General features: G+C 72.6%; 20 protein-coding genes. 11 read left to right on the top strand and 9 right to left on the bottom strand.

All coding sequences use genetic code 11. The annotated features are described in order from the left end of the window. Positions 1–37: 37 nt before the first annotated feature. The 5 genes from WN71_RS16430 to WN71_RS16410 form a co-directional block, all read right to left on the bottom strand. On the bottom strand, positions 38–1,456 hold the full coding sequence (locus WN71_RS16430) for a sensor histidine kinase (protein WP_046586051.1): 1,419 nt from the start codon (positions 1,454–1,456) through the stop codon (positions 38–40). Beyond that, positions 1,457–2,206 (bottom strand): response regulator transcription factor, encoded by a 750-nt coding sequence (locus WN71_RS16425; protein ID WP_079177901.1) that lies wholly within the window; start codon positions 2,204–2,206, stop codon positions 1,457–1,459. It lies immediately after the preceding gene. A gap of 152 nt (positions 2,207–2,358) precedes the next feature. Continuing rightward, entirely contained in the window at positions 2,359–2,949 is a 591-nt protein-coding gene (locus tag WN71_RS16420) for an FMN reductase (RefSeq protein ID WP_046586056.1), read from the bottom strand. After that, positions 2,946–4,103 (bottom strand): LLM class flavin-dependent oxidoreductase, encoded by a 1,158-nt coding sequence (locus tag WN71_RS16415; RefSeq protein WP_046586058.1) that lies wholly within the window; start codon positions 4,101–4,103, stop codon positions 2,946–2,948. The genes WN71_RS16420 and WN71_RS16415 overlap by 4 nt, the downstream gene beginning before the upstream one ends. A 479-nt stretch (positions 4,104–4,582) precedes the next feature. Continuing rightward, a complete protein-coding gene (locus tag WN71_RS16410; RefSeq protein WP_046586060.1) occupies positions 4,583–5,479 on the bottom strand; it encodes a zinc-binding dehydrogenase in 897 nt (298 codons plus the stop codon). A gap of 148 nt (positions 5,480–5,627) precedes the next feature. Between WN71_RS16410 and WN71_RS16405 the strand changes: the two genes are divergently transcribed. Beyond that, the gene (locus tag WN71_RS16405; RefSeq protein WP_046586062.1) at positions 5,628–6,062 is read left to right on the top strand and encodes a winged helix-turn-helix transcriptional regulator; all 435 of its coding nucleotides are present in this window, start codon (positions 5,628–5,630) and stop codon (positions 6,060–6,062) included. A 115-nt stretch (positions 6,063–6,177) separates the two neighbouring features. On the opposite strand, the gene WN71_RS16400 is transcribed toward WN71_RS16405, so the two are convergent. Then, positions 6,178–6,597 (bottom strand): MarR family winged helix-turn-helix transcriptional regulator, encoded by a 420-nt coding sequence (locus tag WN71_RS16400; RefSeq protein WP_046586092.1) that lies wholly within the window; start codon positions 6,595–6,597, stop codon positions 6,178–6,180. 236 nt (positions 6,598–6,833) lie between these two features. Between WN71_RS16400 and WN71_RS16395 the strand changes: the two genes are divergently transcribed. The 4 genes from WN71_RS16395 to WN71_RS16385 all read left to right on the top strand — a co-directional run bounded on the left by WN71_RS16395 (position 6,834) and on the right by WN71_RS16385 (position 9,576). Continuing rightward, complete coding sequence (locus WN71_RS16395; RefSeq protein WP_046586064.1) at positions 6,834–7,172, top strand: YnfA family protein; 339 nt, start codon at positions 6,834–6,836, stop codon at positions 7,170–7,172. A 110-nt stretch (positions 7,173–7,282) separates the two neighbouring features. Continuing rightward, positions 7,283–8,059 carry an SDR family NAD(P)-dependent oxidoreductase gene (locus WN71_RS16390; RefSeq protein ID WP_046586066.1) on the top strand — a complete coding sequence of 259 codons (777 nt, stop codon included), beginning with the start codon at positions 7,283–7,285 and terminating at the stop codon, positions 8,057–8,059. Next, positions 8,059–8,205: a hypothetical protein gene (locus tag WN71_RS41935; protein ID WP_167382931.1), complete on the top strand. Its 147-nt coding sequence runs from the start codon at positions 8,059–8,061 to the stop codon at positions 8,203–8,205. The genes WN71_RS16390 and WN71_RS41935 overlap by 1 nt, the downstream gene beginning before the upstream one ends. 108 nt (positions 8,206–8,313) lie before the next feature. After that, the gene (locus tag WN71_RS16385) at positions 8,314–9,576 is read left to right on the top strand and encodes a tyrosine-protein phosphatase (protein WP_046586069.1); all 1,263 of its coding nucleotides are present in this window, start codon (positions 8,314–8,316) and stop codon (positions 9,574–9,576) included. 9 nt (positions 9,577–9,585) lie between these two features. Here WN71_RS16385 and WN71_RS16380 read toward each other — a convergent pair whose 3' ends face one another. After that, positions 9,586–10,779 (bottom strand): RtcB family protein, encoded by a 1,194-nt coding sequence (locus WN71_RS16380; RefSeq protein WP_046586071.1) that lies wholly within the window; start codon positions 10,777–10,779, stop codon positions 9,586–9,588. Positions 10,780–10,983: 204 nt separating this feature from the next. On the opposite strand from WN71_RS16380, the gene WN71_RS16375 reads away from it, so the two are divergent. The 3 genes from WN71_RS16375 (at position 10,984) to WN71_RS16365 (ending at position 14,411) form a co-directional block, all read left to right on the top strand. Then, positions 10,984–11,844: a hypothetical protein gene (locus tag WN71_RS16375; RefSeq protein WP_046586074.1), complete on the top strand. Its 861-nt coding sequence runs from the start codon at positions 10,984–10,986 to the stop codon at positions 11,842–11,844. A 118-nt stretch (positions 11,845–11,962) separates the two neighbouring features. Beyond that, the gene (locus WN71_RS16370; protein WP_206300090.1) at positions 11,963–12,931 is read left to right on the top strand and encodes a DUF3558 domain-containing protein; all 969 of its coding nucleotides are present in this window, start codon (positions 11,963–11,965) and stop codon (positions 12,929–12,931) included. 118 nt (positions 12,932–13,049) lie between these two features. After that, positions 13,050–14,411, top strand: coding sequence for a DUF2637 domain-containing protein (locus tag WN71_RS16365; protein WP_071369855.1), 1,362 nt, complete (start codon positions 13,050–13,052; stop codon positions 14,409–14,411). Between the two features lie 77 nt (positions 14,412–14,488). Here the strand turns inward: WN71_RS16365 and lysS are convergent, their stop codons facing one another. Next, entirely contained in the window at positions 14,489–16,228 is a 1,740-nt protein-coding gene (gene lysS / locus WN71_RS16360; protein WP_046587122.1) for a lysine--tRNA ligase, read from the bottom strand. Positions 16,229–16,378: 150 nt separating this feature from the next. Here lysS and argS point away from each other — a divergent pair, with 150 nt between their 5' ends. After that, on the top strand, positions 16,379–18,148 hold the full coding sequence (argS, locus tag WN71_RS16355) for an arginine--tRNA ligase (protein WP_046587124.1): 1,770 nt from the start codon (positions 16,379–16,381) through the stop codon (positions 18,146–18,148). 102 nt (positions 18,149–18,250) lie between these two features. On the opposite strand, the gene WN71_RS16350 is transcribed toward argS, so the two are convergent. After that, positions 18,251–18,724, bottom strand: coding sequence for a peptidoglycan-binding domain-containing protein (locus WN71_RS16350; protein ID WP_046587126.1), 474 nt, complete (start codon positions 18,722–18,724; stop codon positions 18,251–18,253). 295 nt (positions 18,725–19,019) lie between these two features. Between WN71_RS16350 and WN71_RS16345 the strand changes: the two genes are divergently transcribed. Continuing rightward, on the top strand, positions 19,020–19,895 hold the full coding sequence (locus tag WN71_RS16345) for a peptidoglycan-binding protein (RefSeq protein WP_046587128.1): 876 nt from the start codon (positions 19,020–19,022) through the stop codon (positions 19,893–19,895). Further along, on the top strand, positions 19,892–20,164 hold a 273-nt coding region (locus WN71_RS16340; protein WP_143074842.1), incomplete at its 3' end, for a helix-turn-helix domain-containing protein. The genes WN71_RS16345 and WN71_RS16340, both read left to right, overlap by 4 nt.

Below are 20,164 nucleotides of genomic sequence, written 5' to 3'. Positions count from 1 at the left end.
TCAGCTCAGCTCAGCGCCCAGCTCAGCTCAGCCCAGCTCAGCGCCGCGCCCCGCTCACCGTGAAGCCGATCACCGAGCCGCCGCCCGCGCGCAGGTGGGCGAAGGGGGCCCCGCCGTGCGCCAGGGCGACCTCGCGGACGATGGACAGGCCGAGCCCGGAGCCGGGCAGGGAGCGGGCGTCGGCGGCGCGGTAGAAGCGGTCGAAGATGCGGATGAGGTCCTCGTCGGCGACGCCCGGCCCCCGGTCGAGGACCTCCACCCGCACCAGGCCGGGCCGGGCGGGCCCGGACACGCTCACCTCGATGGGCTCGTGCCCGCCGCGGTCGAACTTCGCCGCGTTCTCCACCAGGTTGGACACCGCCCGCTGGAGCATCCCCGGCCGGCCCTCCGTGGTGGTGTCACCGCTCGCCCGCAGCACGATCTCCCGCCCGGTACGGCGCCGGGCCAGACCCACCACGTCCTCCGCGATGTCGGCGAGGTCCACGCGCTGCGGCGGCTCGGTGTCGGACTGCCCCGCCGCGAGGTCGACCAGCTCGTTGACCAGATCGGTGAGTTCGCGGGCCTCCTGGCCCAGATCGGCCACCAGTTCCTCGCGCGCGGTGGGCGGCAGCTCGTCGATCCGCCGCAGCAGCGAGATGTTGGTGCGCAGCGAGGTCAGCGGGGTGCGCAGCTCGTGGCCCGCGTCCTGCACCAGGCGGCGCTGGTCCTCCTCGGACTGCGCGAGCCGCCCCAGCATCCGGTCGAAGGAGCGCCCGAGGCGGCCCACCTCGTCGTAGCCGGTGACCGGGACCTGGATGCCCAGCTGCCGGGTGCGGGCCACGTTCTCGGCGGCCGAGGTGAGGACGACCAGGCGCCGGGTGATGCGGCGCGCCAGCCACCAGCCGAACAGGCCCGCGGCGACCACCACCGCGCTCATCATGATCAGCGTGCGCTGCTGGAGCGCCCGCAGCAGGTCCTCGGTGTCGCTGAACTCCTGCGCCACCTGCACCGCGCCGCGCCCGTCGCCGAGTGCCACGGTGGCGATCCGGTAGACGTCGTCGGCGACGACGACGTCCTTGTGCTCGACCATCTTCCCGGCCGTGCCGGACGCGGCGATCCGCCGGTCGTCGGCCGTGACCGGCAGCGGGGGGCTGCCGCTGTCGCCGACCCTGCCGTCCGGGTCCAGCACCTGTACGTCGGTGCGGGCGGGCCGCACGATGTCGTGGCCCGGCGCGGAGGAGGAGAAGTCGTCCGGGGTCATCTCGTGCTGGCGCACCTCGTCCCGCAGGTCCTGCACGACCTCGTCGAACACGGACTGCTGGTCGACCCGGACCAGCCGGGCCGCGGCGCTGTAGGACAGGATGCCGGTGACGATGGTGACCGCCGCGGTGACCGCGGCGAAGGACACCGCGAAGGTGGTGCGCAGCGACAGCAGCCGCGGCCGCCGGCCGGCCAGCAGCCGCCGCAGACGGCCCACTCAGTCCTCCCGCAGCACGTAACCCACGCCACGGACGGTGTGGATCAGCTGCGGCGCGCCGGGCTCGTCGAGCTTGCGGCGCAGATAGCCGACGTACACGGCGAGGTTCTTGGAGCCGGGCCCGAAGTCGTAGCCCCAGATGCGGTCGTAGATGGTGGAGTGGTCGAGGACGATGCCGGCGTTGCGCACCAACAGTTCGAGCAGCTCGAACTCGGTGCGGGTCAGCTCCAGCTCACGGCCTCCGCGCCAGGCCCGGCGCGCCTGGAGGTCCATGCGCAGCCCCGCCGCCTCGACCTGCCGGTCCGAGGTCTGCGGTTCGCGGGCGCGGTCCGCCACGGGGCCCGCGGCGGCGCCGCCGCCCGCCGCGCCGTTCACCGCGCCGGGCCCGGTACGGCGCAGCAGCGCGCGCAGCCGGGCGAAGACCTCCTCGACGTCGAACGGCTTGACCACGTAGTCGTCGGCGCCCGCGTCGAGACCGGCGATCCGGTCGGCGGTCTCCACCAGCGCGGTCAGCATCAGGATCGGGGTGCGGTCGCCCTCGGCGCGCAGCACCCGGCAGACCTGGAGCCCGTCGATCCCGGGCATCATCACGTCCAGCACGAGGACGTCCGGCGGGGTCTTGTGGGCCTGCGCCAGCGCCTCCACGCCGTCGGCGACCGCGGTCACCTGATAGCCCTCCAGCGCCAGCGCGCGTTCCAGGGCGTTGCGGATGGCACGGTCGTCTTCGGCGAGCAGCACAGTCTGGGGCACCCGACCAGTCTGCCAAGATCCGGCAGGCGTACGAGCTGATGAGCTGCGCCCCGGCCACCCTTCTTACTGCTATCTCACCAGTAGGGGCGCAACCCGGGCCGCGCCCCTACCGTCTTCTCACCCTGCGGGCCGCGGCGCGGGCGGGCGCCGGTTCACCCGGCCGGCCGCAGGGCCGCGAGCTGTTCCTCGAAGGGCACGACGGTGACCGCCGGCCGCTCGGGCCGGGCGGAGGCGAGCCCCCGCATCAGGGCGGACAGCTCCCCGGCGGCGCGCTCGACACGCTCCGGCAGCCCCTCGGCGCCCCAGTCCTCCGAGGCGGCGTAGACCCCGGTGGGCACGACGACCGCGCGCAGGTACGCGAAGAGCGGGCGCAGGGCGTGGTCCAGCACGAGGGAGTGCCGGGCGGTGCCGCCGGTCGCCGCGATCAGCACCGGCTTGCCCGCCAGCGCGTCCGGCTCCAGGACGTCGAAGAACGACTTGAACAGTCCGCTGTACGACGCCGAGAACACGGGCGTGACCACGATCAGGCCGTCGGCCTCGGTCACCGCCGCGAGCGCGGCGGCGAGCGCCTTGCCGGGAAAGCCGTTGGTGAAGTGGTGGGCGATCTCCACGGCGAGGTCGCGCAACTCGACGACCTGGACCTCGGCGGGCGCCCGGCCCACCACCGCGGCGGCCAGCCGGTCGGCCAGCAGCCGGGTGGAGGAGGGCACGCTCAGCCCCGCGGAGACGACGACGAGCTTCATGCGACGGTCACTTCCTCGGCGGACCCGGAGGTCTCCGCGGACCCGGCGATCCCGGCGTCCGCGGCGATCCCGGCGTCCGCGGCGGGCCCGGCCGTGGTCAGGGACGGGTGGACGGGGGCGTCCGGCACGTTCGCCGGGCGGTTCTTCGCGAACTCCGCGCGCAGCACCGGGACGACCTCCTCGCCGAGCAGGTCGAGCTGCTCCAGCACGGTCTTCAGGGGCAGGCCCGCGTGGTCCATCAGGAACAGCTGGCGCTGGTAGTCACCGGCGTACTCGCGGAAGGCCAGCGTCTTCTCGACGACCTGCTGCGGGGAGCCGACGGTCAGCGGGGTCTGGTCGGTGAAGTCCTCCAGGGAGGGCCCGTGGCCGTAGACCGGCGCGTTGTCGAAGTAGGGGCGGAACTCGCGCACCGCGTCCTGGGAGTTCCGCCGCATGAACACCTGGCCGCCGAGCCCGACGATCGCCTGCTCGGGGGTGCCGTGGCCGTAGTGGGCGTACCGGGTCCGGTACAGCTCGACCATCCGCTTGGTGTGGTCGGCCGGCCAGAAGATGTTGTTGTGGAAGAAGCCGTCGCCGTAGTACGCGGCCTGCTCGGCGATCTCCGGGGAGCGGATCGAGCCGTGCCAGACGAACGGCGGTACGCCGTCCAGCGGGCGGGGCGTCGAGGTGAAGCCCTGGAGCGGGGTGCGGAACGTGCCCTCCCAGTCCACGACGTCCTCGCGCCACAGCCGGTGCAGCAGGGCGTAGTTCTCGATGGCGAGGTTGATGCCCTGGCGGATGTCCTGGCCGAACCAGGGGTAGACCGGGCCGGTGTTGCCGCGCCCCATCATCAGGTCGACCCGCCCGTCGGCCAGGTGCTGGAGCATGGCGAAGTCCTCGGCGATCTTCACCGGGTCGTTGGTGGTGATGAGCGTGGTGGAGGTCGAGAGCACGAGCTTCTCGGTCTTCGCGGCGATGTAGCCGAGCATCGTGGTCGGGGACGACGGGACGAACGGCGGGTTGTGGTGCTCGCCGGTCGCGAAGACGTCGAGGCCGACCTCCTCGGCCTTCAGCGCGATGGCGACCATGGCCTTGATGCGCTCACGCTCGGTCGGCGTGCGGCCCGTGGTGGGGTCCGGGGTGACGTCCCCGACGCTGAAGATCCCGAACTGCATGGTCGTTCACCCTCCAGGTTGTTGATTGTTCAACTATACCTCTGAACGGGTGACACCCCCGAGCTATTCCGCACCTGCGGGCCGGTGGGGCTTGTTCGCGCAGTTCCCCGCGCCCCTGAGGGGCACGGTGATGCCACGAGGCCCCCACCGGGCCCCAACAGGAGCGGGCGGATGACACAGGGGGCCCCACCGGCCCCTGACAGGGGCGCGGGGATGGCGCAAGACCTCCCACCGGCTCCCGACAGGGGCGCGGGGATGGCGCAAGACCTCCCACCGGCTCCCGACAAGGGCGCGGGGATGGCGCAAGACCTCCCACCGTGCCCCTCAGGGGCGCGGGGAACTGCGCGAAGGGCCCCCGGCCCTGAAGGGGCGCGGGGAACTGCGCGAACAAGCCCCACCGGCCCGCGGGGGCGATCCCACCGCCCTCGCCCGGGCGAGACACACCCCGGCCGACCAAGGCCACGCCCCGCGGAAGCGCGCTAGGGGACGAGGACCAGAGCCCCCCGCACCCCACCCTCCCCCCGCCGCGCATGCGCCTTCGCGGAGTCGGCCAGCGGGAAGGACTCCGCCACCCGCAGCCGCAGCGCGCCCTCGTCCACCAGACGGACCAGGCCGGCCAGCCGCGCGCCGTCGGCCGTGACACCGACCGCCGCGGTCCGTATCCCCCGCACGCCCGCCGGATGCGCCCCCGGCCGGACACCGACGTAGACGCCCCCGTCGCGCACCCACTCCAGCGCGGCCCCGCCGAGAACCGCCGCGTCCAGCACGCCGTCCACGCTCGCGGGCCGCACGGCCCCCGCGGTGAAGTGCGCCGCGCCCAGCGACCGTACGAGCTCCTCGTCGGCCTCCCGGGCCAGCCCGGTCACCTCCAGGCCCCGCCCCGCGGCCAGCTGGACGGCGAACCCTCCGACCGCTCCCGCGGCACCCGTGACCAGCACGGACCGCCCGCGCTCCAAGCCGAGCAGGTCCAGGGCCTGGTCGGCGGTGAGCGCGTTCAGCGGGAGGGCCGCCGCGGCCGCCGCGTCCACGGACGCCGGCGCCGCGGCGACCGCGCTCGCGTCCACGACCGCGTACTCGGCGTGCGCCCCCAGCGCCTTCACCGCGCCGTGGTGCAGCGCGACCACCCGGTCGCCCACCCCCCACACGGCCCCGGCCCCGGCCCCGACGGCGTCCACCGTCCCGGCGATGTCCCAGCCGAGCCCCGCCCCGTCGCCGACGGGCCCGAAGAAACCGGCCCGCACGGCCTCGTCCACCGGGTTCAGCGCGGTCGCCGCCACCTTGATCCGCACCTGGCCCGCGGCCGGCTCCGGCCGCGCGGTCTCCACGATCTGCACGGCCTCCGGGCCACCGGCCGCCTTCACCACGACAGCACGCATGTCGACTCCCCGTCATCACTTGTGGGTTGTTCGCCTCGGTTGGTCACTTTTCAAGGCGCTTTCCTCTGGACAGCGACAACCCTAGGAGAGCTACTATCCACCGGTAAGTAGTTACCTGAAGGTGCGTACCTCACCCCGGAGGAAGCCCATGCCGACCATGACCGCGGCCCAGCGGCGCGAGCAGGCACGCGTCGAGTACGACGCCTTTCTCCGCAGCTGCCCCACCAACCAGCTGCTCGGCAGGCTCAGCGACAAGTGGGTGGGGCTGGCCGTCGCGGCGCTGTCGACCGGCTCCCTGCGCTACAGCGACCTCGCCCGCAAGCTCGCCGGCATCAGCCCGAAGATGCTCACCCAGACGCTGCGCGCGCTGGAGCGCGACGGCCTGGTCACCCGCACGGTCACCCCGTCCGTGCCGGTCCGCGTCGACTACGCGCTGACCCCGCTCGGCACGGGCCTCGCCGACCTGCTGAAAGCCGTGAAGCGATGGGCGGAGACCCACTTCGACGAGGTCCGCGAGGCCCGCGAGCGGTACGACGCGGACAGCGACACGGACGGCACCGCCGCCGTCCCCGCGGACCGCTAGGTCCAGCCGGGCCCCAGGCCCTGTCCCCCCGCGGACCGCTGCCAAGGCGGGCCCTGGGCCCTGCCCCCCCCCCGCAGACCGCCAGGTCCGGACAGACCCTGGGCCGGCCCTGGAACTAGGCCCCGTCCCCCGACTCCCGCAGCCGGGCCACCTGCGCCGCGCTGAACTCCACCGTGCGCCGCATGTGCCCGATGATCAGCGCGAGTTCGCCGTCGTCGAGATCGTCGAAGAGGCCGTACCAGTCGCCGCCCAGCCGCTCCCACACGCGGCCGAGCTCGGCGACGCGCTCCGGCACGGTCGCCACCCACACCCGCCGCCGGTCCGCCGCGTCCCGCTGCCGCACCACGTACCCGGCCCGCTCCAGCCGGTCCACCAACCGGGTCGCCGACCCGGTGGTCAGCCCGGTCAGCTCGGCGACCCGGCCCGTCGTCGCCGGGCCGCCCTCCAGGGTCAGCAGGTTCAGGCACTGCAGGTCGGTGGGGTGCAGCCCGAGATGGTCGGCCACGGCCTGGTTGAACAGGGCGTACGCCGCCATGTAGCGGCGCGAGACGGTGGACAGCTCGTCGAGCAGCCGCGCCCGCGCGTCCCCGCCCCGCGCGCCGCCCGAGCCGCCGTCGCCGTCGCCGTCGCCCCGGTCCGCTCCGGACATAGCCGCTCCCTCTCGTCGCCCATCGCCGTCCGCCGCGCGGCCGTCAGGAGTGGTATGCCACCGATACGGCCCGGCAGGCGCCCTCCAACAGGTGACGCGGGCCGCCGTGCCAAGCTGCGACCATGCTGCTCGTACGCTCCGCCGCCCTGTTCGTCCTCGCCGCCCTCCTGGAGATCGGGGGCGCCTGGCTGATCTGGCAGGGGTTCCGGGAGCACCGCGGCTGGCTGTGGATCTGCGGCGGTGTCCTCTCCCTCGGCGCGTACGGCTTCGTCGCCACCTTCCAGCCGGACGCCCACTTCGGCCGCATCCTCGCCGCGTACGGCGGCATCTTCGTCGCGGGCTCGCTGGCCTGGGGCATGGTCGCCGACGGCTACCGCCCGGACCGCTGGGACGTGACGGGCGCGCTGATCTGCCTGGCCGGCATGGCCGTGATCATGTGGGCGCCCCGGGGCGGCGGCTGACCGGACCGAGCACGGGACGCCCGGCCGGACACCCCGCCCCGCCTGCGCACGCGTCACCTACCCTGGGCGGGAACCGACCCTTGCCGTCCGAGGTCCCGAGGAGCAGCCCCATGGCCACCGCCGCACCGTCCGCCGCCTCCCGCATCGCCGTCGTCACCGGTGCGAGCAGCGGGATCGGCGCCGCCACGGCCCGGCAGCTGGCCGCGGCCGGTTACCGCGTCGTCCTCACCGCCCGCCGCAAGGACCGGATCGAGGCGCTGGCCGAGGAACTCGTCGCGGCGGGCCACTCGGCGACGGCGTACCCGCTGGACGTCACGGACCGGGCCGCGGTCGACGAGTTCGCCTCCGCCTTCAAGACCATCGGCGTGCTGGTGAACAACGCGGGCGGCGCGCTCGGCGCGGACCCGGTGGCCACCGGCGACCCGGCCGACTGGCGCACCATGTACGAGACGAACGTCCTCGGCACCCTCAACCTCACCCAGGCGCTGCTGCCCAAGCTCGACGCGAGCGGCGACGGCACGGTGGTCGTGGTGTCCTCGACGGCCGGCCACGGCACCTACGAGGGCGGCGGGGGCTACGTCGCCGCCAAGCACGGCGCCCACGTGCTCGCCGAGACCCTCCGGCTGGAGATCGTCGGACGGCCGGTGCGGGTCATCGAGGTCGCGCCCGGCATGGTCCGCACCGAGGAGTTCGCGCTGACCCGCTTCGGCGGCGACACGGAGAAGGCCGCGAAGGTCTACGCGGGCGTCGCCGAGCCGCTCACCGCGGACGACGTGGCCGAGACGATCACCTGGGCGGTCACCCGCCCCAGCCACGTCAACATCGACCTGCTGGTGGTCCGGCCGCGCGCCCAGGCCTCCAACACCAAGGTGCACCGGGAGCAGTGATGGCGGACGCGGAACCCGGTCCGCCGCCCCCGGCCGAGGAGCACCACGACGAACGCCAGATGTGGTGGTGGCTCGGCTACTTCCTGTTCGGCATCCACATCGTGGCCTTCGTGATGATCTACGCCGTCCGGCACGCGCCCCGGTGACACCGGATCGCGGCACGCCCCCCTGAACCCCGAACCGCCCCCGCCGTGGCCGGAGTTCGACGCTCGTGACACGGCGCCCGATCGCCTCACCCCATAGAGTCACCCACCGTGAACAGACACATACGCTTCGAGAGCCTGCACAACTTCCGCGACCTGGGCGGCTACCGGACGGCCGACGGCCGCCGGGTCCGCTCCGGGCTGCTGTACCGCGCCGACTCCCTGGGCAGGCTGCGCGAGGGCGGCGAGGACTGGGACCGCTTCCTCGCGCTCGGCGTGCGCACGGTCATCGACCTGCGCCACGCCTGGGAGATCGAGGCCCGCGGCCGCGTCCCCGAGCACCCGTCCTTCACGTACCACAACCTCGGCATCGAGCACCGGCCCTACGACCAGGCCGCGCTCGCCCCCGACGTGGACCCCGGCCCCTATCTGGCCGAGCGCTACATGGAGGTCGCCGAGGACGGCACCAAGGAGATCCGCCGGGCCCTCGAACTCGTCGCGCACGCGGCGCAGTCCGGCGCGCCGCTGGCGTTCCACTGCGCCTCCGGCAAGGACCGCACCGGCCAGCTCGCCGCGCTGATCCTCGGCCTGCTCGGGGTCGACGAGCCCACGATCGTCGAGGACTTCAGCCTCACCGAGCTCACGACGGCGTCCATCGTCGGCATCTGGAGCACCCGCCACGACGGCCGCGCCCCCACCTGGCCCGGCTTCGGACGGGCGCCCGCGGAGGTGATGCGCCGGTTCCTCGACGCGTTCACCGCGCGCTACGGCTCCGTCGAGGGCTATGTCGCCGACGCCCTGGAGCTGGACGCGGGGCATCTCGCGGACACCCTGCGCACCCACCTCCTGGAGGAACCCCCGACCTCCTGGCCCGAGTTGACCTACCGCCCCGCCACCGACGCGGACGCCGGCCGCCTGGTCCGACTGCGCGACACCGCGGCCCTGTGGCAACTGGCCCGCGGCATCGACCAGTGGAAGCCCGGCGAGAAGGACGAGGCCCACTTCCGCACCCGGCTGCGCGAGGGCGAGGTGTGGCTGGCCCACGCGGGCGAACACCTCGCCGGCGCCTACGAGTTGTGGTGGGAGGACCTGGCGGCCTGGGGCCCCCGCCCGCCGGAGGCCGGCTACATCCACCGCCTGATGACGACCCCGCACACGGCCCCGCCCGGCACCGGCCGCGCCCTGCTCGCCCACGCCGAGTCCCGCATCAAGGCCGCGGCCCGCCCGTACGCCCGCCTCGACTGCCTGTCCACCAACCCCCGCCTGCGCGCCTACTACGAATCGGCGGGCTACACGGTGACCGGCGAACAACCCGCCAAGACCGACGGCACGGGCAGCCCGTACGCGGTGACCCTGCTGGAGAAGCGCCTGTAGGACGTCCGTTCAGCCCTTCACGCACACCACCTGCTTGAGCTTCGCCACCACCTGGACGAGGTCCCGCTGCTGGTCGATGACCTGCTCGATCGGCTTGTAGGCACCCGGGATCTCGTCCACGACACCGGAGTCCTTACGGCACTCCACGCCCCGCGTCTGCTCCTCCAGGTCCTTCGTGGAGAACCGCCGCTTGGCCGCGTTGCGGCTCATGCGCCGCCCGGCGCCGTGCGACGCCGAGTTGAAGGACTTGTCGTTCCCGAGGCCCTTGACGATGTACGAACCCGTGCCCATGGAGCCGGGGATGATCCCGAAGTCACCGGAGCCCGCACGGATCGCGCCCTTGCGGGTGACCAGCAGCTCCATGCCGTCGTACCGCTCCTCCGCCACGTAGTTGTGGTGGCAGGAGATCTCCGGCTCGAAGGTCGGCTTCGCCTTCTTGAACTCCTTGCGGACGACGTCCTTCAGCAGCGCCATCATCAGCGTGCGGTTGTACTTCGCGTACTCCTGCGCCCAGAACAGGTCGTTGCGGTACGCCGCCATCTGCGGGGTGTCCGCGACGAAGACGGCGAGGTCGCGGTCGACCAGGCCCTGGTTGTGCGGGAGTCCCTGCGCCACGCCGATGTGGAACTCGGCGAGCTCCTTGCCGATGTTCCGGGAACCGGAGTGCAGCATCAGCCAGACGGCACCGGTGGTGTCCGTGCAGATCTCGACAAAGTGGTTGCCACTTCCGAGCGTTCCCATCTGCTTCTGGGCCCGTTCCTGACGGAATTTGACCGCCTCGGCCACGCCGTCGAACCGCCCCCAGAAGCCGTCCCACCCGGAGGTCGCGAGGCCGTGGAAGCCGGAGGGGTCCACCGGGTCGTCGTGCATCCCCCGGCCGACCGGGATGGCCTGCTCGATCTTCGAGCGCAGCCGGGAGAGGTCGCCCGGCAGGTCGCCCGCGGTCAGCGAGGTGCGCACCGCCGACATCCCGCACCCGATGTCCACCCCCACCGCCGCCGGGCAGACCGCCCCGCGCATCGCGATGACCGAGCCGACCGTCGCGCCCTTGCCGTAGTGCACGTCCGGCATGACGGCCAGGCCCTCGATCCACGGGAGGGTGGAGACGTTGTGCAGCTGCTGCATCGCGGCGGCCTCGACCGTGGCCGGGTCCGCCCACATGCGGATGGGTACCTTCGCACCCGGCATCTCGACATACGACATGACGTCCTCATTCCCCCAGAAACAAATGAAAGCCTCACAACGCAAAAGCGGGGCCAAGGTCGTTGAAATGGGACAGCGGACCGGCATCCACGGCAGTGCGTGCGATACACATTGTCTCCAGCAGGCGCCCCCGTGCGGCAAGCGAATAACCAGCGGGGACACTGATGTCCCCGCACTACGGCCACAGTCGAGAGGAGCCCGACCGTGCAGCGGAAGGCGTACGTATCTGGCACCGCCGCCCTCCTCATGGCGCTGCTGGCCGGCTGCTCCGGCAGTTCCGGGAGCGGGAGTACGGTCGACGACTCCAATCCGGGTGACGCCGGCACGGCCACCGCGGTGGCCCAGCCGGGCAAGTACCGCACCCTGCCCGAGGCGTGCGGCGCGGCCTCCCGCTCCACCCTGGACGCGCTGCTGCCCGGCATCAAGCAGATCACCGACGCCGACCAGCGCGACGAGGCGTACCAGGGCGACGCGACGCTGACCTACGACACCGACCGCAAGGACGGCTGCCGTTGGAAGGTGGACTCCGCCGACGCCACCGACCATCTGCTGGTCGACTTCGAGCGGGTGGTGTCGTACGACAGCTCGGTCAGCGACGACGACCAGGCGCAGAAGGTGTTCGCCACCAAGGAGACGGCCGCCGACCTGCCCGCGCCGGCGCCCTCCGAGACCCCGGCCGCGGACGCGAGCACGAGCGGCACGGACGCGGCGGACAACACGGGCAAGGGGGACGACTCGGCGGCGGCGGACGGCGCGAACGGCGCGAGCTCCGGTTCCTCCGCCGACCCGCAGGCCTCCGCCTCCCCCACCGCGACCCCGGCCGACCTCCAGCCCCGCGTGCTGGACGACCTGGGCGACGAGGCGTACCTCGACGACGCCGTCGCGAGCTCCGGTTCGACGGCCAAACAGCGCACGGTGACTGTGGTGTTCCGCACGTCCAACGTGATCGTCACGATCGAGTACGCGGAGCAGCCGGCCACCGCCGGAGTGGTCCCGGACAGCGCGGAAATGCAGGACAGCGCGCGGAAACTGGCCGCCGAGCTGGCGGACTCGCTCAGCGGCTGACGGGGTGTCGGGCGCCTTCCGGTCCGGTCCGCGACCCCCGCGAACCCCGACCGCGCTCCTTGCTCACCGCGTACCGTGGCCCCTCGGACCCGATCCGACCGCAGGAACCACGAGCGTCATGAGCGAAGGAACCATGCAGCGAGCAGCCCAGCGAGACGACCGAGACGACCAGCGTGGCCGGCAGGGAGCAAGGCGCCTGAGGGGCGCCCTCGTCTGCGCGGCCGCCGTTCCGGCGATGCTGATGGCCGCCGGATGCTCCTCCGGCTCCGACTCGGGCTCCGACGCGGGCGCCAAGTCCGGCGGTGACAGCACCCAGGCGGCCGGGAGCGACGGCGGCGCGACCGCGAGCGCCTCGCCCACCGTGCAGGCGACCCGGTACACGAAGCTGCCCGAGCCCTGTGCCGTCCTGTCGAAGTCGACGCTGGGCGATCTCGTCCCGAAGGGGCTGAAGTCGGCCAAGGCGGGCAAGACGGACGACGCCTCCGCGCGCTCCAGCTGCTCCTGGAGCAGCCTGGACAACAACGGCGTGAAGGGGTCGCAGTTCCGCTGGCTGAACGTGTCGCTGCTGCGCTTCGAGTCGGACACCGCCCGCGGCTCCGGCAACGACCAGGCCGAGACGTACTACGCCAAGCAGGTCAAGGACGCCCAGGCGGTGGAGGGTGCGAAGAGCACCAAGTCGGCGCCGGTGGCGGGGGCGGGCGACGAGGCGACCGCGGTGCGCTACGACCTGAAGAAGAAGGAAGGCGCCTTCAAGCAGCAGACGGTCGTCGCGCGCGTCGAGAACGTCGTCGTGACCGTGGACTACAACGGCGCGGGTCTGGCGGGCGACAAGACGCCGGACGCCGGGAAGCTGACGAAGGCGGCGGAGAAGGCCGTCAAGGAGATCGTCGCGAAGGTCTCCTCGGCCAACGGCGTCGGCGGCACGGGCACCTCGGGCGGCGGCTCCGGCACGAGCAGCAGCCCCTCCCCGAGCAAGTCGACCGCGAAGTCGGGCTCGAAGTCGGCGTCCCCGTCGGCCTCGTCGTCGAAGTCGGCGTCGAAGTCGGCGTCCCCCTCGGCGTCGGCGGCGGCCGCCGGAAAGAACTGATCAGGGCTCTCCTGACGTACCGGCAACACGGACGCCGCACACATGTGCCACCCTGTTGCGCGCAACAACACGTAAGGGGAGGGGTGTAAGGGTGGCCGCGCCACTGAAGCTCACTCGGATGCACCACGTTCTCATCGGCGTGGTCGTGACCGGCGCCGTGATCATCGCCGGTATCGGCTTCACCGGGTCGTACGCGGCCGTGAGGGCACTGGCCCTGAAGAAGGGCTTCGGGGACTTCGCGTACGTGTTCCCGATCGGCATCGACGCGGGCATCTGTGTGCTGCTCGCGCTCGACCTGCTGCTGACCTGGATCCGCATCCCCTTCCCGCTGCTGCGGCAGACCGCCTGGGTGCTCACGGCGGCGACGATCGCCTTCAACGGCGCCGCCGCCTGGCCCGACCCGCTCGGCGTCGGCATGCACGCGGTGATCCCCATGCTGTTCGTCGTCGCCGTCGAGGCCGCCCGGCACGCCATCGGGCGGATCGCGGACATCACCGCCGACAAGCACATGGAGGGCGTGCGGATCACCCGCTGGCTGCTCTCCCCGATCCCCACCTTCCTGCTCTGGCGCCGGATGAAGCTGTGGGAGCTGCGCTCCTACGAGCAGGTCATCAAGCTGGAGCAGGAACGTCTCGTCTACCAGGCGCGCCTGCACTCCCGCTTCGGCCGCGCCTGGCGCCGCAAAGCACCTGTCGAGTCCCTGATGCCGCTCCGGCTCGCCCGCTACGGCGTCCCGCTCGCGGACACCGCCCCCGCCGGCCTCGCCGCCGCGGGCATCGAGCCGACGCTGCTGCCGCCGCAGCCGCAGGTGACCGCCGCGCCGCAGGCGCAGGCGCTGCCCGCGGCGACGTCCGTGCCCATCCCGCGGCAGGCGTCGGCCCCCGCGGCCGAGCAGGCCCCGCTCCCGCAGCAGGAGACGGCCCAGCAGCAGGCGATGGCCCAGCAGGGCGCCTTCCCGCAGCAGGGCTTCCCCGAACAGAACGGTCCGCAGCAGGGCTTCCCGCAGCAGGGCTTCCCGCAGCAGGGCGCCTTCCCGCAGCAGGCCGGCCCGCAGGGCCCGGAGGAGAACCCCTGGTTCCAGGAGCCGGCCCCGCCGATCCAGTACCAGGGCGGCTACGACCCCAGCTACGAGCCGGCGTACGACCTCCAGTACCTCCCGGAGGAGCAGTACGGGGGCTGGTACGAGGAGCAGCCCCCGGAGCAGTTCTCCCCGGAGGAGACCGGCAGCTTCCAGATCCCCGTCGCCCCGGGCCGCACCCGTGATCTGGGCGAGGGCGGCGGCACGCCGGAGCCCACGGAGGAGGACTTCTACCAGGTCTTCAAGAAGTCGATCGACGGCAGCTACCCCACCGCGGGCCAGCTGCAGAACGACGTGGAGGCGACCTACGGCGTCCGGCTCGCCCAGCGTGACGCGGACCGTATGGTCAACCGCTTCACGAACCGCCACACGGCGGAGCTGGAGGAGGACCACATCGCCTGATCCGCTCCCCGCGGGCAGCGGACACGCCGAAGGGGCGCCCGGAGATCCGGGCGCCCCTTCGGCGTGCTGTGCGGCCGTCAGCCGCCGAGCAGGGTCCGCACCCGCTCCTGGCCCACCGCGAGCAGCAGCGTGGGCAGCCGCGGGCCGGTGTCGCGGCCGACGAGCAGGTGGTAGAGCAGCGCGAAGAACGTCCGCTGGGCGGTCTTGATCTCCGGCGGCAGCTCCTTGGGCGTGGCGTCCGCGGAGAACCCGGCCTGGACCTTGGGCACGCCGTAGACCAGGTGGGTCAGCCCGTCGAGCGACCAGTGCTCCGCGAGGCCGTCGAGGAGGAGCCGCACCGACTGCTGGGAGGCGTCGTCGAGCGACTTCAGCAGCTCGGCGTCGGGCTCCTCGCGCACGATGGTCCGCTGGTCGGCGGGGACCTGCGTGTTGATCCACTCCTCGGCCCGGTCGAACCGCGGCCGGGCCTCGTCGAGGGAGCCGATCGGGTTCGCCGGGTCCAGCTCGGACAGGATGCGCAGCGCCTGGTCCTGGTGTCCGGCGGTGATGTCGGCGACCGAGGCGAGCGTGCGGTACGGGAGCGGGCGCGCGGTGCGGGGCAGCTCGCCGGCGGCCGTGCCGACCGCGCGGGTGTGCGCGGCGACGTCGGCCGGCAGGGCCGAGCCGTCGGCCACCTTGGCGTCGAGCTTGTCCCACTCGTCGTAGAGCCGCTGGATCTCCTGGTCGAAGGCGATCTTGAAGGACTGGTTGGGCCGCCGGCGGGCGTACAGCCAGCGCAGCAGCTGCGGCTCCATGATCTTCAGGGCGTCCGCGGCGGTGGGCACGCCACCGCGCGAGGACGACATCTTCGCCATGCCGCTGATGCCGACGAAGGCGTACATCGGGCCGATCGGCTGCGCGCCGCCGAAGATCCCGACGATCTGCCCGCCGACCTGGAACGACGACCCGGGCGAGGAGTGGTCCACGCCGGACGGCTCGAAGATCACGCCCTCGTACGCCCACCGCATCGGCCAGTCGACCTTCCAGACCAGCTTGCCGCGGTTGAACTCGCTGAGCCGGACCGTCTCGGCGAAGCCGCAGGCGGTGCAGGTGTAGGTGAGCTCGGTGGTGTCGTCGTCGTACGCCGTGACGGTCGTCAGGTCCTTGCCGCAGCCGCCGCAGTACGGCTTGTACGGGAAGTACCCGGCGGAGCCGGAGCTGCCGTCGTCCTCCTCGGCCGCGCCGGACCCCTCGGCGGCCTCCAGCTCGGCCTCGTCGAGGGGCTTCTGCTGCTTCTTGGCCGGGGCCTTCTTGGTGCGGTACTGCGCGAGGATCGCGTCGATGTCGCCGCGGTGCTTCATCGCGTGCAGGATCTGCTCGCGGTAGACGCCCGAGGTGTACTGCTCCGTCTGGCTGATCCCGTCGAACTCCACGCCCAGCTCGGCGAGCGAGGCGACCATGGCGGCCTTGAAGTGCTCGGACCAGTTCGGGAACGCGGAACCCCTGGGCGCCGGGACGGAGGTCAGCGGCTTGCCGATGTGCTCGGCCCAGCTCTCGTCGACGCCCGCGATGCCGGCGGGCACCTTGCGGTAGCGGTCGTAGTCGTCCCACGAGATGAGGTGGCGGACCTCGTGGCCGCGGCGCCGGATCTCGTCGGCGACCAGGTGCGGGGTCATGACCTCGCGCAGGTTGCCGAGGTGGATCGGGCCGGACGGGGACAGACCGGAGGCGACGACGACCGGTTTGCCCGGGGCCCGACGCTCCGACTCCTCGATGACCTCATCCGCGAAACGGGAGACCCAGTCGGTGGTCTCGGTGCTCAGAGCCACGATCGGCACGTCCTTCTTTCTGCTCCGGGCAGCCGGCACGGTCGCACGGCTGGCCGCTCCATTCTCCCAGACGGGACCGCACGGGCGAAAACCGCTTTACCCACCGTGGGATACTGGCCGGGTCTATCCATCCCCACGAGGAGAACGGCACCCCTACCTATGGCCTCGGTCACGTCCCTCAGCGACTCCGTCCAGCAGCATCTCGCGTCCGCGCTCACGGCCACCCTGCCGGAGTCGGCCGGCGCGGACCCGCTGCTGCGACGAAGCGACCGGGCCGACTACCAGGCCAACGGCATCCTCGCGCTGGCCAAGAAGGCGAAGGCGAACCCCCGGGAGCTCGCCACGCAGGTGGTCTCCCAGGTGGTCACCGGTGACGTGATCAAGGACATCGAGGTCTCCGGGCCCGGCTTCCTCAACATCACCATCACCGACCGCGCGATCGTCGAGAACCTCGCCGCGCGGTACACGGACGTCACCGGCCGCCTCGGCGTGCCCTTCGCCGCGCACCCGGGCACCACGGTCATCGACTACGCCCAGCCGAACGTGGCGAAGGAGATGCACGTCGGGCACCTGCGCTCCGCCGTCATCGGCGACGCGCTGGTGCAGCTGCTGGAGTTCGCGGGCGAGACGGTGGTGCGCCGCCATCACATCGGCGACTGGGGCACGCAGTTCGGCATGCTCATCCAGTTCCTGGACGAGCACCCGCACGAACTCGACCACAAGGCCGGCGAGGTCAGCGGCGAGGAGGCGATGTCCAACCTGGACCGCCTCTACAAGGCCGCCCGCAGGCTGTTCGACTCGGACGAGGAGTTCAAGACGCGGGCCCGCCGCCGGGTCGTCGACCTCCAGGCCGGGGAGCCGCACACGCTCGCCACGTGGCAGAAGTTCGTCGACGAGTCGAAGATCTACTTCTTCTCCGTCTTCGAGAAGCTGGACATGGAGGTCCGCGACCCGGACATCGTCGGCGAGTCCGGTTACAACGACATGCTCGCGGAGACCTGCCGGCTCCTTGAGGAGTCGGGCGTCGCCGTCCGCTCCGAGGGCGCGCTGTGCGTGTTCTTCGACGACATCAAGGGCCCGGACGGCAACCGGGTCCCGCTGATCGTGCAGAAGTCCGACGGCGGCTACGGCTACGCGGCGACCGACCTGTCCGCGATCCGCGACCGCGTCTTCAACCTCAAGGCGAACAACCTGCTGTACGTCGTCGACGCCCGCCAGGCGCTGCACTTCCGGATGGTCTTCGAGACCGCCCGGCGCGCGGGCTGGCTCAACGACGACGTGACCGCGTTCCAGCTGGCGTTCGGCACGGTCCTCGGCAAGGACGGCAAGCCGTTCAAGACCCGTGAGGGCGAGACGGTCAAGCTGGAGGACCTGCTCGACGAGGCCGTCGACCGGGCGACCGCGGTGGTCCGGGAGAAGGCCGAGAAGGTGGGCCTGAGCGAGCAGGAGATCGTCGAGAACGGCCGCTGGGTCGGCATCGGCGCGGTGAAGTACGCCGATCTGTCGACCTCGGCGGTGCGGGACTACAAGTTCGACCTGGACCAGATGGTCTCGCTCAACGGCGACACCTCCGTGTACCTCCAGTACGCCTACGCCCGGATCCAGTCCATCCTGCGCAAGGCGGGCGAGGCCCGTCCGGCGGCCCACCCGGAGCTCGAACTCGCCCCGGCGGAGCGGGCGCTGGGCCTGCACCTGGACCAGTTCGCGGAGACCGTCCTGGAGGTCGCCGCCGGCTACGAGCCGCACAAGCTGGCCGCGTACCTCTACCAGCTGGCCTCGCTGCTGACGACCTTCTACGACCAGTGCCCGGTGCTGAAGGCCGAGACGGCCGAGCAGGTGGAGAACCGTCTGTTCCTGGTCGACCTGACGGCCCGCACGCTGCACCGGGGCATGGCCCTGCTGGGCATCAGGACGCCCGAGCGCCTCTGACCGCTCCCCCACGGGGACGGCGTTCCGCCCGGACGGCTCGGTGAGCCGTCCGGGCGGTGCCATGTCCGGCCCCGGGGAGGGCGGGGGCCGCCGGGCGGTAGGTCAGCAGGGGTAGAAGACGCTGTCCTCGTTGGCCAGGCGCGCGAAGGCGGCCTTGGTGCCCGAGCCGGCGATCCCGTCGATGGAGCCGGTGTAGCCCCAGCCGAACGCCAGCATCCGCTGGAGCGCCTTGATGGTGTTGGGGCCGGGGTCGCCGTCGATGGAGTCGTTGTAGCTCCAGTACTCCTTCAGCCAACGCTGGAACGCCTTCCAGCTGTTGGTGCCGAGCTGCCCGTCGATGGCACCCGTGTAGCTGGCCGGCGAGGTCCGCAGGAAGCACTGGATGTTCTTCGCCTGCTGGCTGCTCAGGCCGAAGTTGTTGGTCGCCAGGACGGACAGGTCCTGGGCGCTCACGGCCGTCTTGGCGGTGGGTGCGGACGCGGCGAAGCTGGTACCGGCGGTCGCGAGGCCGCCGGCGGCGAGCCCCAGGACGGCGGTGGCACCGACGAGGGTCCGGGCCAGGACATTGGTTCGCATGTGACTCCCTTTCGGGTCGCTGGCTGTTCTGCCGGGGACGACACTGCTCGGTCGGCCGGGGCGGCGGCCACAGTCGCCGCGAAAGTGACGGCAGGCCGGGACGTCCCACGCGCTGACCTGCGGGGACGCGGTCCGCGGTGGCGGCGCGGCGGGACGGCGGGGGCGCGTGGTGGCCGAATCCGTACGGCCGCGGGAACCTCCGCCCGCTGCCGCTCGTGCTCGCTGATGCAGAATGCGGCGGGGCACGCCGGTCACTGACCATGACCGGCGCACAGGGAACGCGAGTGGGGGAAACATGTCGCGTTGGAAACCGCTGCCCGCGGAACTCGACCCTCGCGTCCGGCAGTTGGTGGTGCAGTTGCGCCGGCTGAAGGACCACGGCGGGCTGAGCACGCGGCAGCTGGCGGCGCGCACGGGCTACGGCGCGAAGTCGTGGGAGCGCTATCTGGGCGGCCGTTCGCTGCCGCCCGCTGAGGCGGTGTCCGCGCTGGCGCGGCTCGTCGGACAGGACCCGGTGCGGCTGCTCGCACTGCACGAGGTGGCGGCCGCGGCCCACCGCGACGGGCGGTCGACCGGCACGACGGAACCGGCTCCGCGGGAGGGCGAACCCGAGGAGAGGTCCGCCAAGGGACACGACGGGCACGGCGAACACGGCGGACCGGACGAACACTTGGAGGACGGCGGGTCCGTCGAGGACGGCGGGTACGTCGAAGACGGCGGGTACGGCCGGCGGTTCGGGCGGGGGACGCGCGCCGCGCTGGTGGCGGGGTCCGTCGCGCTCGTCCTCGCCGTGTGCGCCGCCGCGCTCGTGGCGGTACGACTGCTCGGCGACGGCGGTTACGGCGTCCGCTCCGTGCGGACCGCCACCCCGCTCGCCGTACCGAGCGCGACGGCGTCGGCCCGCGGGTACGCGTGCAGGCTCAGCCGCACCGGCAGCCGTTGGTACGCGGGCAACAGCCGCACCCGCGACACGCTCGTGGGGTACGGCCAGGCCGGGCCCGAAGTCGCCGAGGCGCAGTGCCTGTTGCGCCGGGCGGGCTTCTCCCCCGGCGGCATCGACGGGATGTTCGGGCCGCTGACCCGGGGCGCGGTCCTCGGGTTCCAGCGGCACGCGGGGCTCGTCGCGGACGGCCTCGTGGGACCGGCGACCTGGAAGGCGCTGCGGGAATGACCGGGCGTCCGCCGCTGGCGGCGGCGCTGTACGAGCTCAAGGGGCGCACCGGCCTGAGCCTCGCGGGTCTCGCGGCGAAGACGGCGTTCAGCAAGTCGTCGTGGGAGCGCTACCTCAACGGCCGTACGGTGCCGCCGCGCACGGCGGTCGAGGAGTTGTGCCGGCTCGCCGGGGAGCCGGAGGCCCGCTGCCTGGCCCTGTGGGACCTCGCGGACACGGACGCGAGCGGCCGCGCGGCGCCGCCTGCGGCGGGCTCGGCTGTCTCACCC

The sequence above is a fragment of the Streptomyces mangrovisoli genome, assembly GCF_000974985.2.
In the GTDB taxonomy this organism is placed as follows: Bacteria; Actinomycetota; Actinomycetes; order Streptomycetales; family Streptomycetaceae; genus Streptomyces; species Streptomyces mangrovisoli.
This window is presented reverse-complemented; position numbering and strand designations above follow the sequence as displayed.